The organism is Thermomicrobium sp., assembly GCF_053493975.1.
In genome coordinates this window covers 14,752-27,994 of the sequence record NZ_JBRBZA010000061.1, presented here as the reverse complement: position 1 = coordinate 27,994, position 13,243 = coordinate 14,752, and the positions used below count along the sequence as shown (strand labels likewise).

Sequence of the window (13,243 nt, the reverse complement as noted above, 5' to 3'; positions counted from 1 at the left end):
CTCAATCACCGCGTGCTGGCGCCATCGCGACCTGTGACGGTGAGATACCGAACCAGCGGACGTCGCGGAAAATGCGGCGCGTCAACAGCAGGCGCAGAAGCGTACGGGTCACGACGATCGCGGTGAACATGCTGACGGCAACACCGATGAAGAGCGTCAAGGCGAACCCTTGGATGATCGTGGCACCGACATACCGTCCGAACCAGAACAAGATCATGCAGGAGATCATCGTGGAAATGTTGGAGTCCCGGATCGAGGGCCAAGCATGATTGAAGCCTTCCTCGATAGCGCGAGCGATCGGGCGACCGAGGCGAAGTTCCTCGCGGATGCGTGCAAAGATGAGCACGTTCGCGTCGACGGCCATACCGATGGACAAGATGAACCCTGCAATGCCGGGCAGTGTCAGAACCACCGGAATCAGCTTGAAGAGTGCAAAAACGTAGGCCGTATACAGGAGCAGTGCAATGACGGAAATGAATCCTGGTAGTCGGTAGTACAAGAGCATGAAGAGCGCCACCAAGCTGAGTCCGACGATTCCCGCTACGATGCTCTTGCGAATCGAATCCTGGCCGAGTGTGGGGCCGACGGTTCGGCTCTGCACGACCTCGAGCGGCACAGCGAGGGCACCGGACTTCAGTTGAAGTGCCAAATCGCGAACTTCTTGCGCAGTCAGCCCCTGGATGATACCACGATCGCGAATAGCATCTTTGATCGTCGCCGTGTTGATGACCTGTTTGTCGACGACGATCGACATGGGCTGGCCGATATGCGTGCTCGTGTACTGATAGAAACGGCCCGCTGCCTCTGGTTTCAACTCGAAACCGACGACGAGATTCCCGAACTGATCGGTCGTCGGATAGGCGTCTTTCAGATCAGCACCGGTGACGATGGTCTCGTAAACCGTGCCGGTCGGCTCTGTTGTCGCTGCTGGAGTCGGGGTGGCGTCGGGCGTTGCGCCTACCGTCTCGCTCGCGGCCGCAGGCTCGTTCGCTGTCGTCGGTGTGCTCGCGCTCGTTGTCGGCGTCGGTGCGACATCGCTGGCAGGGCCAGCTGTCGTGTTGACGATCGTACCGACCGGTAAGAATTCGCCTTTGGTATCGATGATTTCCAATAAAGCAGTCCGTTGCAGGACGCGTACCGCGCGCTCGGGATCTTGGAAACCAGGAAGTTCTACGAGAATCTGATCGGTCCCACGTGTCTGTATGACTGGTTCGCTGACCCCCAGTCCATTGACGCGGCGTTCGATCGTGTCCCGCGTTCCTTGGAGGACTTCCTGCGTCACCGTGACACCAGCTGGGGGGCGTGCCTGGAGGACGAGCTGGACGCCGCCTTGGAGATCCAGGCCGAGCCGGACCGTGATCGAGCGCTTCCATCCGAATGGGTCGAGTTGCTGGCCGGGGAGATCGACCCAGACTGCTGCCAGGCTCAGGAGAACGATGACGATCAACGTTTGCCACGGACGGATACGCACGCGGTCCTCTCTTTCACTCGCGCGGTGCACCACGCCGCGGGGATTATACTCCCGAGGTTCGCGTCGTCATCGGTGGTATCACCGTCTCGATCGTCCGGTAGAGCCCGTGTCGAGCGATGTACTCCTCGACGACGGGCGGAACCTGATAGCGGATCGTTCGTCCTTGAGCGACACGCCGCCGTATGTCGCTCGCTGCGATCTGGATGAGTGGCACGGGGACGAGTATGACTCGATCGCGTGCTGCCGGAACGCGAGCAAAAACGGACTCGAGATCGACCGCGATGCCAGGGCGCAGAGCGACCCCGAGGAGAGCCAACTCGGCGATGCGATTCGGCTGGTGCCAGGTCGGAAGATCGTGGAGCGAGTCTTCGCCCATCAGAAAAACGAGTTCCGCATCGGGATACTCATGACGCAGCACAGTGAGGCTGTCCACGGTATAGCAGGGACCGGGTCGGCGAACATCGACGTAGGAAATCGCGAAATGCGGGTTCCCCTGGAGGGCGAGTTGGAGCATCGCGAGCCGGTGAGGGATGGGGGTGATCGGTCGCCCGATCTTGTGCGGCGGCTGCCCTGCTGGCAAGAAGAGGACCCGCGAGAGCTGAAGTTCCTCCCTGAGCACCTCAGCGACGATCAGATGCCCGTGATGGATAGGATCGAACGTTCCACCGAAGATCCCGAGCCGTGGCACCCAACGCTCCTCCTCGACCGATTCGTCTTCAGTCGTCGGCAATCGTACACTCTGCGTTCGGACGGAGGAGCAGGCGAATGGATCATCCAACGGAGAACCGAGAAGAAGCGGAAGCGAGATGGGAGCCGCCCCGCTTTTCGGAAGCAGAAGAGAAGTCGTCACGCCGTGAGCAGGTTCCTCCGGGGTTGCGCCTCGATATCGGTTGGCTGATCGCTTTACGCATGGCGGCGATGCTCGCCGCCATGCTCGCCGTGACACAACCCGGTCGTTCGACCGCGCTCCTCGTATTGCCTGCATTGGCCGGTACCACGGCGCTGGTCGCCTCGCCGCTGTTCCGTCTTCCGTTGCGTCTCCGAACAGCGAGTCTGATCGAAACTCTTGCGATTGGTTTGGCGCTGCCTCTTGCGGTCGTGCAAGCGTGGATCCTTCTCCCGACGGAAGTGTCAACGGGGAAATCGATCCTGTTGGCGACAGAGATCGGTTTGGCGCTGGTTCTCGTGATGATCGGCGCGGCGATCCTCGTCGAGCACAGACGGGCGATGTGGAGCCCGCTAGCCCAGGTGCTGGCGTTGTGGCTCGTCTTGGCTGGCCCGACCGGTATTCTGCCAGGGGCACGCGATGCGACGACTCCCGCGTTGGCGGTCGCAATCGGGCTCGCGTGTTTGGCTGGAGCGCTCGTGACGCTCGTCGCGCGCATGGTTCCGGCACGAGCCGCCTCATGGGTCGTCATCAGCGGAACCGTCTCCTATCTCGGCCTGCTGGGAACGAATGGAACACTCGAACGGCTGATGCAGAATCAGCCGCTCGGTGTCCTCTTGTGGAGTGGCCAGGCGTTGATCGCGGTGGCGCTGTTCTTCTCGCGGGTTCGTCGCTGGTTAGTTCGCTCGCTCGACACCGTCACCGCTGAGTACTTCCTGGGACGACCGCGACGGAGCGAGGGCTTCGCCCAAGAGACCGACCGCGACTGAAGCGACCTCGTCCCCTTCCTGGAGTCGCATGACGCTCACTCCCTGCGTGTGCCGACCTTGGCGTGGGATTTGCGCAACCGGAACGAGGATCATGCGTCCGCGCCGGCTGACCAGAACGGCAGTGTCTTCCTCACGGGCGACCGTCGCGGCAGCCACGTGGCCGGTGCGCGGTGTGACCTTCATGGCGATGACACCGGATCCGCCGCGTCCTTGGGTTCGGAACTCGTCGAGAGAGGTGCGCTTGCCATAGCCGTACTGGGAGACCAGCAAAAGGTCGCCCTCCGGGCGCACGACTTCCGCCGCGATGACAGCGTCGCCCTCGTCCAAACGAATACCGATGACTCCTCCAGCCTGTCGACCCATCGGTCGTACGTCGTCCTCGTGGAAGCGGATGGCCTGGCCTCGAGCAGTGATCAGAATGATCTCGTCCGAGCCACTCGTGGCGCGTACCCAGGCCAGTTCGTCTCCCGCATCCAACGACATGGCGATGAGGCCACTCGTGCGGACATTGGAGAATTCCTCGAGCCGGACACGCTTGACCCGGCCTTGGCGCGTGCAGAAGAACAGAAACATCGCGGTCGAGAAGTCCCGTACTGGCAGGAGGGTCGTGACTTCTTCACCCGGCTGGAGGTTGAGGAAGTTGACGATCGGGAGCCCCCGCGCGTTGCGTCCCACATCGGGGAGTTCGTAAGTCGGCAGCTGGAAGACGCGACCACGGTTGGTGAAAAAGAGGAGCGAATCATGCGTACTGGCGAGCACGATGTGCTGGATCGAGTCCTCGTCCCGAACCGCCATGCCATTCACGCCCCGGCCACCACGATGTTGGACACGGAAATGGCCGTTCGTACTACGCTTCACATAACCCCGTGACGTCAGCGTGACGATGACATCGACGCGGGGAACCAAGTCCTCGTCGCTGATCTCGCTACTGGCTTCCTGGATCTGGGTTCGCCGGGGATCCCCGTATCGTTCTTTGAGCTCGAGAAGCTCCTGGCGTACGACGGCCAAGATCTTCGCCGCGTCGGCGAGGAGCGCACGCAGTTCGGCGATCCGTGCGAGCAACTCCCGATACTCGTCCTCGATCTTCTGTCGCTCCAAGGCCGCAAGGCGACGCAGCTGCATGTCGAGGATGGCGTTGGCCTGGATTTCGGTCAAGCCGAAACGCGCCATCAACTGCTGTCGGGCATCCTCGGCCGATCGGGCGTTGCGGATCGTGCTGATGACCTCGTCGAGGTGATCCAGCGCGATCTTCAGACCTTCCAGGACGTGGGCTCGCCGCTCGGCCTGACGAAGGTCGAACTCGGTGCGCCGACGGATCACCTGTTGGCGGTGTTCCAAATACAGCTGAAGCAGGCGCTTGAGGGTCAGGACGCGCGGTAAAACCCCGTCGACTAGTGCGAGCATATTGACACCGAACGTGGTTTGCAGTTGGGTATGCTTGAATAGATTGTTGAGCACAGCTTTCGGTTGTGCGTCACGTTTGAGCTCGATCACGATGCGCAGACCGTCGCGGTCGGATTCATCGCGCAGATCATGGATGCCTTCCAAGCGCCCGCTCTTGACGAGTTCTGCAATGCGCTCGATGAGCGCAGCCTTGTTCACTTGATAGGGTAGCTCGGTGACGATGATGCTGGTCCGACCCCGCCCAGTCTCCTCGATGTGGGCCCGCGCGCGGACGACGATGCGTCCGCGGCCGGTCGCGTAGGCGGCCAAAATTCCTTCTCGTCCCAGGATGATTCCTCCGGTCGGAAAGTCCGGACCGGGCAGTCGTTCGACCAATTCCTCGACAGTCGCTTCAGGATTGTCGATGAGGTAGACCAGTGCATCGACGACTTCGCCGAGATTGTGTGGGGGAATATTGGTGGCCATACCGACCGCGATGCCGCTCGCCCCGTTGACGAGAAGATTCGGTAGTCGGGCTGGAAGGACAGAAGGTTCGCGCGTGCTATCGTCATAGTTGGGCACGAAGTCGACGGTTTGCTTGTCGATGTCCGCGAGGAGTTCTTCAGCGATCGGAGCGAGGCGTGCCTCGGTGTAGCGCATCGCGGCGGCACTATCGCCGTCGACGGAACCGAAGTTTCCCTGCCCGTCGATCAACGGGTACCGCATGGTGAATGGTTGGACCATGCGAACCAAGGCGTCGTAGACCGCACTGTCCCCGTGGGGGTGATAAGACTTCAGGACCTCACCGACGATACCTGCGCTCTTGCGATACTTGGCAGTAGGGCGCAGCCCCATCTCGTACATGCCGTACAAAATGCGCCGCTGGACTGGTTTGAGTCCGTCGCGCACGTCTGGCAACGCTCGTTGCACGATCACGCTCATCGCGTAATCGAGATACGAGCGCTTCATCTCTTCTTCGATACTGATGACGCGGATACGTCCGATTTGTTGCTCGCTCATCGCTCCGCCGTCCATCGCTGACCCACCCGCTGGATTTTACCAGAGTCGTGGCCCTACTTCCTGATAGGGGTAGGGATAAGGATGTCCATCTTGTCCGAGTATTCGAGTGTGAAAACGCCTATGGGCTCACTCGTTTTGCGAACGTCCGGTTGGCTGGTCGCTCGTGGCCTGGAGTGCCGTGCCTTCGGGGACACTGGCCGGCACAGTCCCGAGCGCCTCAGCGAGCGGAGTCGGTAAAGATGTGTCCGCCCACACTGGCTGGAGCACTGCCCACTGGCCGGGGTCAGTGCGGATCATCCGCTCCAGCGCGCGGGCGACCACCTCGAGGTTCGCCTGCAGGTCGTGTTCCTGGTCATCCGTGTGGACGATATCCAAAGGTGGGTCGACGACGACCAAAGATCGTCGGGGAGAGAGGCGAATCGTGTAGGCGGGCAGAAGCGTTGCCCCGGTGCGTCGCGCGAGCATGATGGGACCGATCGGCAACCGGGCTGGCGCGTCGAAGAAGCGCACGAGGCGACTGTGCCCCGTCACGTCGCGGTCGCCTGCGACGAGGAGAATCCCGTTACGGCGCAGTAGCCGAAGGATCGCTGGCACAGCTTCCGGTCCGGATGGCAGTACCCGAACGCCGGTGGCGCTTCGTAACCGGCAGAGATAAGCGAAGAGCGAGGGTGGCTGCACGCGCTCCACGACGATTGCAGCCTCCAGGCCGAGTTCGGCGGGATACTGAGCAACGACGTTGAAATTACCCAAATGAGCTGAGAGGACGATCACCCCCTGCTGCCGAGCCAGCGCTGCTTCGACGTGGTCCCAACCGCGCACTTCGATGAGTTCACGCAAGCGGTGACGATCTACCGTGCGGATACGGACGAGATCGTAGTAGTTCATCACGGCCGCGACGAAGACTCGTGCGGCTTGGCGCGTTCGCCAGAGACGGGAGCAGCGAGGGCAGACGTGGCGAAGATTGTCCAAGACGGCACGTCGTGCGCGAGGATGAAAGAGGAAGACCGCGATGCCGATGACGCGACAAAGCCAATAGCCGAGCCGCGCTGGGACGATGAGCGTCAAAAGTGCTCCGATACGGAGTGCCCAAAGCAAACTCATCCTTCCCCCTGCAGCTCGGGCAGCGCCTCCTCGGCGGGTACAGGCCACCACGGTCGCCAGCACCACCATTGATCGGTGTAGTCGCGGATGACGCGCTCGAGCGTGCGGACGAGATCGCGGTGGAACGTTGCCACTGACAAGCGCGACAAGTCGAGCAACAACGAGCGCCAGCCCGGACGGAAAACGAGTATAGCGAACCACGCGGGAAATTCGGGCGGAGCTGGTAGAGCGATCGTCGTCTCGGCGCGAAAGAGCGTGCAGCGATACGACCGTGCTTCGGCTGACCAGCGATCGAGCGACCAGAGAGTTCTTATCGAGGATGTCGATGGGAGAAGCAGGTGCAGGGCGCGATGCAACAAGGAGGAAGCGCCGAGATCGATAGTCAGGACAATGGGGGATGCGTCACGCTGGAAGTCCCAAAGCACGCGCTCATCGCGAACCACGATAGTCGGAAGGAAACGTTCATCGGTCCAAGTTTCCATCCGGCGGGATGCCCGGATAGCCGTACGAGCGTTGCCGAAGAGCTGCTGGACGAACCGTCTGACTGTCGCGCTGGAGGAGGGTTCGTGAAGAACGTAAGACAGATTGCTGCACAGAATGGAGACTCGCTGATCTTTCTCGCTCTCGCCGCTCAGCAGAGACGTGTGGGGGTGGTGTGAACCAGTCACCACCCCCGCGTCTCCGAAGAGGAAGTCGGAGTCACGCATTCTCCGGTGTCGCGAGGCGCTCGCGCTGGGCGACGGTCTCGCGGATGAACGCTTCCACCATTTCGCGCGCTTCCTCGTCGCGATACTGGACTGGTGGCGACTTCATGAAGTAGGCGCTGGGGCCGATCAGCGCGCCGCTGATGCCTGCGTCGAGGGCCAACTTGGCACAGCGAATCGCGTCGATGACCACACCGGCAGAGTTGGGAGAGTCCCAAACTTCCAACTTCAGTTCGAGGTTGATCGGCACGTCACCGAAGGTCGTGCCCTCGATACGAATGTGACACCACTTGCGGTCCTTCAGCCAAGGGATGTAGTCGCTCGGACCGACGTGCACGTTCTCCTCGGGAATCGGATAGTCCAGAATGCTCGTCACCGCGTTGGTCTTGGAAATCTTCTTCGACTCCAGTCGCTCCCGCTCCAACATGTTCAGGAAGTCGGTATTTCCACCGAAGTTGATTTGGTACATGCGATCGATACGCACGCCGCGATCGGCGAACAAGCGAGCCAACACGCGGTGCACGATCGTTGCGCCGACCTGGCTCTTGATATCATCTCCGATCACCGGAAGGCCGCGCTCGCGGAAGCGCCGCTGCCAATATTCCTCTCGAGCGATGAAAACGGGAATACAGTTGACGAAGGCACAGCCAGCATCGAGCACTTGCTCGACGTACCACTTGGTGGCCATCTCGCTTCCGACAGGGAGGAAGTTCACGACGACATCCGTTTTCGTGTCCTTGAGGATGCCCACGATATCGGCGGTCGGTCCGGGAGCCTTGGTGATGATCTGAGAGAGGTACTTGCCCAAGCCATCGTGGGTCATGCCACGATAAACCGGGGCGCCCAGGTACGGCACATCGGTGAACTTGTACGTGTTATTGGGTGGAGCGAAGATCGCTTCGGACAGATCCTTTCCGACCTTGTTGACGTCGATGTCGAAAGCAGCGGTGAATTCGATATCGCCGACGTGATAGCCGCCCAGTTCGACATGCATGAGACCAGGCACGAACTGGTTCGGATCAGCATTCCGGTAGTAGTGCACACCTTGCACCAAGGATGAAGCGCAGTTGCCGACTCCTATGATCGCGACGCGGATCTTTCGCTCTCCCACGATTGACCGTATTCCTCTCCTGCAATCGGCGATCCCCACGCAAAGACGGGAGCCCGGTGCTCCATGAGTGGGATTGTAAAACCGTGTCGAAGGCGCGTCAATGCGAGCACGCAATGCACGGGACAGGGTTCGACAGAAAATGAGGAACTGCCAGGAAGTGGATCGCGGAGCATCCGCGATCCATGATCCGTATGCGGTAAAAATTCGTGGAAATGCTGGGAAAATCGTTCACACTTCGCAGCGACTTTTGCGGACGATGGATGGAGCGGGCCAGGAGCTTCTGCCGGATGCCAAGAGACTTCTGGTGTCCTCGCTGGGTATCGGCTTCGTGACAGCTTTCGCGGTCAGTGCGATAGCATGCTCGATGCACGCTGTTTCAGCCCAACGGGCGTGCAAGGCGGGAGCGAACGACCTCGACTGCGCATCGGTCGACGGTTTCTTACCGGGAGGAGTCAGGATCTCTGTCGAGAAGTTGCTGTGCGGCGCGTAGGACGACGTCAGGATGGAGATCGCTCAGGCATGTCCGGGTGGAACAGCCTTGTGGCCGACCGACGCGAAAACCGACATAGCAGCAGGGTGAGCAGGGGAGCGCAGCCGTGAGAGCCAGAACCGAAGCCTGCGTCGTCGTCAGTGTTTCTGGGGTGACGATTTCGGCCTCCAATGGGCGCCAGGCGTCAGGATTCGAGGGACCGAAGATGGCCACCGTGGGGCGACCCAGCACGGCCGCGAGGTGGGTGACTCCCGAGTCGTTGCCGATCACGAGTTTGGCCTGCTGCAAAACGGCTACCAGGGTCGCGAGGTCGGTCCGGCCGAGCAAACTCGTCACTCCGGGAGTCTGCAGCAGCATTCTGGCTTCGGGTTCCTCGTTCGCTGTTCCGGTGGCCACGACCTGGTAACCCTGTCGAGCGAGTTCGCGTGCCACGGTCGTAAACGACTCGATCGGCCAGCGTCGTGCCGGTGCGAACGGGCCGACACCTGGATGGATGACAACGAGGCGATCTCGTGCATGACCGACGAGCTGCTGGGCTCGTTGGAGGGCGGCGTCTGGGAGTCGGAGGCGTGGCCGTTCGAGGAGGGAGCGCGCACCGAGTGCCTCGACGACGGCCCGAGCGTAGTCCCACTCGGGGCAGGCGCCGAAGCCCCGGTCGGGAACCCGGTGCGTCAAAAAGGCCCCCAAACCGTTGTCGAGACCGGCCCGAACTGGACTCGCGGTCGCAGCGAGAAGCAGCCGATAGAGCGAGCGTCCGGCGCTCGTCGTGAGATGGTGAAACAGTGCGACCGCGTCGTATTGCTGCCGGCGGAGTGTCCACAGGAGACGAGCCAGAGCGAGGGCCCCATCGAGACGTTTGAGACGCGACTTCTCCAGTACGAAGCAGCGATCGATGTCAGGAGAAAGCCGGTAGAGTTCTGCACCGATGGGCGAACTGACGACATGAAGCGTCGCCTGCGGATACGCCTGACGGAGGGAGCAGATCGCCGGCAGGGTAATGGCGGCATCACCGAGATCAGCGATCTTGATCAGGAGCATTCGTTCGAAGCGTCCGGATCTCATGGAGCGCCCACCGCTTCGAGCAGAACTGCGAGCGTTTCGGTGGCTGTACGATGCCAGGTAAAGCGCCGGGCATGTTCTTGACCCGCGGCGACGAGTCGCGCGCGCCGTTGCGGGTCGCGGGCCGTGCGGATGGCTTCTGCGATATCCCGGGGATCCGAAGGGTCACAGAAGAGCGCTGGACCAGCGATCTCTTCCAGTGCGCCGCGACGCGTCGTTACGACCGGTACACCGCTCGCCATCGCTTCGAGGACTGGCAAACCGAACCCTTCGTACAACGATGGGTAAACGAAGACCTCGGCTGCGCTATAGAGCGCGGGAAGGTCTTCCTCCGCGACGTGTCCGAGCCAGTGGATTCGGTGACGCACGGGACTAGATGCGAGTGCCTGCTCGATGGAACCAGCGAGCCAGCCTCGCTTGCCCGCGAGGACGAGATCCAGGTCTTTCTCGGAGCGGGCGAGGAGTTCGAACGCTTGCACGAGTCGCACGATGTTCTTGCGGGGTTGCAAGGTGCCGACGAAGAGGAGAAATGGCCGTGCGAGACCGTAACGTTGGCGAACAGCCGCTCGTTCCGATTCAGGACGTGGGAAGAATCGTTCGTCGACACCATGCGGGACGATCCTGATGCGATCGTCGGGAACTCGGTAGAACCGTGTGAGATCGCGAGCGGTGGCCTGTGAAATCGCGATGACGAGCCGGGCCCGGCGAACGCTTTGGCGCGTTCCGAGTTCGAGGTAGAGGCGTTGCGCCAGTGGATGAGCGTCCGGCTCGTAGCGATAACCGAGATCGTGGACGGTGACGACGGCCGGAACTGGGCAGCTGAAGGGCAGCACATGGGCCGGAACGAAGAGGAGCGAGACTGGGTTCTGCCGCAGTTCGCAAGCCAGGCGGAGATGCGTCCAGAGCCGAGGGAACGGTATCGGGCGGATCTCAGCTGTCGTCCAGTCAGCGGGAATCGGATCGGTCCGATCGAGATAAAGACGGAAGCGGACCGGGCTCGGTAGCGCGAGCAAGCCGTCGATCACGCGTCGCGCATATCGTTCCGTTCCCGTCATCTGTTCCCGACAAGCGCGGCTCGCGTCGATACCGATCAGCGGAGTACTCATCGTGTCGAACGACTCTCGAGAAGCTCCAGAGCAGCTCGCAGCACATCGCCGACGTCGATTGCCATCATACAGCCAGTCCCGCAGGCGCGATCCGGTCCGATATCACCGCAGCGCGGGCAGCACAACTGCGCGTGGAGGACCCGATGTCGGGCTCTCGGGCCCCACGGTCCGAACCGCTCGGGTCGAGTCGGACCGAAGAGATGGACGGTCGGGCTGCCCACGGCGACCGCGAGGTGAAGGGGGCCCGTATCGGTCCCGATGACGAGCGCTGCTTCCCGCAACAACTCGGCTAGTTCTGAAAGGGAGAGCTTCCCCGCGAGGTTATGAGGACGGCTGTGCGTCGCGGTAACGATTTTGGCGAGGAGCGCGTACTCGGAGGCGGAGCCGGTGAGCAGCACGCGGTAACCACGTGCAGCGAGTTCGTCGACGAGCGTTGCCCACCGTTCTTCCGGCCAGCACTTGGCGGGGGCTCCACTACCCGGATGTACGACGATGTAGGGAGCTACAATGCTGTAGCGTTCGAGGACGTTCCGGACAGTTCGTGCGGCGCCTGGATCGTGCGGCCATGTCAGAGGATGTGCTTCCGGTGTCAGCCGACGCGAATCGTTCCTGTATCCTAGCACTGTCAAGAGTGCAGTGACCAATTCGAGATTTTGCGCGGCTACATGCCGGCTCCGGAGGGGGATCGGGTGCGTCAAAAACGGGCGGACAGCAGGATGATCCGCTCCCACGCGTAGCGGAACACCAGCAAGCGCGCCGAGCCAGGCTCCCCACCAGTGATCATCGCGCAGGACGACCAGGGCCATGGGACCGCGTCGTCGGAGACTGCCAGCGAGTCGCAGAAGCAGTCCATAGGGCTCGAACGGATTTCGAGTGGGCTCTCGGCGAAAGCCTGGGAACGGAGCAACGAGGACCTCGTCGACCAGCCCGCGAAGCGTGAAGACCTCTCGAGCCCATGGCCCGACGAGAAGCGTCAGGTACAACTGGTGCTCGGTAGCCCGGAGAGCACGCAAGGCAGGAATCGTCAGGAGCGCATCGCCCAGGTGGTCAGGACGAAGCAGGATGACCTCGCGTCGAGTGCTCGGTGTCAGGGAAGGAGCTGGGACAGTGGATCCCAGTCGACGGACGAGCCGGCGCACCAAGTCACGCGTCATGCGGTCCCACGGTTCCCTTCGAGAAGCCGAGACGCCGCTTCGACAACGTGGTCGACGGTCACCTGGCTGATATCCAGGCGATCTGCGATCGTCGAGAGGCGACGCAGGTCACGGGGCTCCCGCAGTTCCCAGCTGGCCGACGGGGCACAGACGACGCTCTTGCGACCGAGAGGACGGTAGAGCAGTGGACTCGTCGGACCGAAGATCGACACGGTCGCTGTCCCCACTGCGGCAGCCAGATGGCCGGCCCCCGTATCGTTACCAATGAAGAGGTCGGCCTCAGCCAGGAGGGCTGCTAATTCCGGCCAGCTCAACTGGTCAGTCCAGTCGATGAGGGGCGTACGAGCATGAGCAAGGACAGAAGCCGTCGCATCGCGATCGGTCGCAGCGCCGACGAGGATGATCGTACTTCCATGCACCTGATAAAGGCGGTCGGCTACCAGCGCGAAGCGTTCGGGCGGCCAACGCTTGGCCAGCAACCGACTACCAGGGTTGATCGCTCCGCCAGGATGGATGACGACGAGTGGTCGACGGAAACGGCGTACGCGCTCGCGGATCGCTCGCGCGATGGACTCAGGCACGATGAACTCTGGCTCGAGTCCGCGTGGGACCACCCCGAGCTGCGCTGCGACGGCGAGATACTGCTCGGACTCGTGTCGACCCGGGCGAGGGGATACGCGGTGCGTATACAGGAGCCCGCGCCAGCCCACGGCCAGACCTGCTCGCACGGGAATACCGCTGGCCCAGAGCAGCATTCCTACCCAAGGGGAACGGTCGAGGCCGAGAGCCGCGTCGTATCGTTCGGCTCGCAAACGCTGTGCGAGACGGACGAAACTCGGGACAGAGGGGCGCTCCGGGTAGGGAACGAGTCGCCGGACAGCCGGATGACCGTCGAAGGCGGGAGCGGCCCAAGGAGTGACCGCGATATCGATCGTCGTGTCGGGGTAAGTCGTACGGAGCGCTCGCAGGACAGGCGTCGCCATCAGCG

Annotated in this window: 11 protein-coding genes; 1 reads left to right on the top strand and 10 read right to left on the bottom strand. The window is 62.0% G+C overall.

What is annotated here, in order from left to right; genetic code table 11:
- Position 1 precedes the first annotated feature (1 nt).
- Together secD and nadD are read right to left on the bottom strand one after the other, a co-directional pair.
- On the bottom strand, positions 2-1,471 hold the full coding sequence (gene secD / locus ACWIVK_RS10375) for a protein translocase subunit SecD (protein ID WP_448576608.1): 1,470 nt from the start codon (positions 1,469-1,471) through the stop codon (positions 2-4).
- A 43-nt stretch (positions 1,472-1,514) separates the two neighbouring features.
- On the bottom strand, positions 1,515-2,159 hold the full coding sequence (nadD, locus tag ACWIVK_RS10370; protein ID WP_448576606.1) for a nicotinate-nucleotide adenylyltransferase: 645 nt from the start codon (positions 2,157-2,159) through the stop codon (positions 1,515-1,517).
- Between the two features lie 77 nt (positions 2,160-2,236).
- Between nadD and ACWIVK_RS10365 the strand changes: the two genes are divergently transcribed.
- Positions 2,237-3,127 (top strand): hypothetical protein, encoded by an 891-nt coding sequence (locus tag ACWIVK_RS10365; protein ID WP_448576605.1) that lies wholly within the window; start codon positions 2,237-2,239, stop codon positions 3,125-3,127.
- Here ACWIVK_RS10365 and gyrA read toward each other — a convergent pair.
- The 8 genes from gyrA to ACWIVK_RS10325 all read right to left on the bottom strand — a co-directional run bounded on the left by gyrA (position 3,035) and on the right by ACWIVK_RS10325 (position 13,238).
- Complete coding sequence (gene gyrA / locus ACWIVK_RS10360; RefSeq protein WP_448576604.1) at positions 3,035-5,530, bottom strand: DNA gyrase subunit A; 2,496 nt, start codon at positions 5,528-5,530, stop codon at positions 3,035-3,037. The two genes, ACWIVK_RS10365 and gyrA, sit on opposite strands and share 93 nt — an antisense overlap.
- Before the next feature lie 126 nt (positions 5,531-5,656).
- Entirely contained in the window at positions 5,657-6,631 is a 975-nt protein-coding gene (locus ACWIVK_RS10355; protein ID WP_448576603.1) for a lysophospholipid acyltransferase family protein, read from the bottom strand.
- Positions 6,628-7,113 carry a hypothetical protein gene (locus ACWIVK_RS10350; protein ID WP_448576602.1) on the bottom strand — a complete coding sequence of 162 codons (486 nt, stop codon included), beginning with the start codon at positions 7,111-7,113 and terminating at the stop codon, positions 6,628-6,630. Before ACWIVK_RS10350 ends, ACWIVK_RS10355 begins: the two co-directional genes overlap by 4 nt.
- A gap of 217 nt (positions 7,114-7,330) precedes the next feature.
- The gene (locus ACWIVK_RS10345) at positions 7,331-8,446 is read right to left on the bottom strand and encodes an inositol-3-phosphate synthase (protein WP_448576601.1); all 1,116 of its coding nucleotides are present in this window, start codon (positions 8,444-8,446) and stop codon (positions 7,331-7,333) included.
- Positions 8,447-8,885: 439 nt separating this feature from the next.
- Complete coding sequence (locus tag ACWIVK_RS10340; protein ID WP_448576600.1) at positions 8,886-9,998, bottom strand: glycosyltransferase family 9 protein; 1,113 nt, start codon at positions 9,996-9,998, stop codon at positions 8,886-8,888.
- Positions 9,995-11,101 carry a glycosyltransferase family 4 protein gene (locus ACWIVK_RS10335; protein WP_448576599.1) on the bottom strand — a complete coding sequence of 369 codons (1,107 nt, stop codon included), beginning with the start codon at positions 11,099-11,101 and terminating at the stop codon, positions 9,995-9,997. The genes ACWIVK_RS10340 and ACWIVK_RS10335 overlap by 4 nt, the downstream gene beginning before the upstream one ends.
- On the bottom strand, positions 11,098-12,255 hold the full coding sequence (locus ACWIVK_RS10330; protein WP_448576598.1) for a glycosyltransferase family 9 protein: 1,158 nt from the start codon (positions 12,253-12,255) through the stop codon (positions 11,098-11,100). Before ACWIVK_RS10330 ends, ACWIVK_RS10335 begins: the two co-directional genes overlap by 4 nt.
- On the bottom strand, positions 12,252-13,238 hold the full coding sequence (locus ACWIVK_RS10325) for a glycosyltransferase family 9 protein (protein WP_448576597.1): 987 nt from the start codon (positions 13,236-13,238) through the stop codon (positions 12,252-12,254). The genes ACWIVK_RS10330 and ACWIVK_RS10325 overlap by 4 nt, the downstream gene beginning before the upstream one ends.
- Between the last annotated feature and the right edge of the window lie 5 nt (positions 13,239-13,243).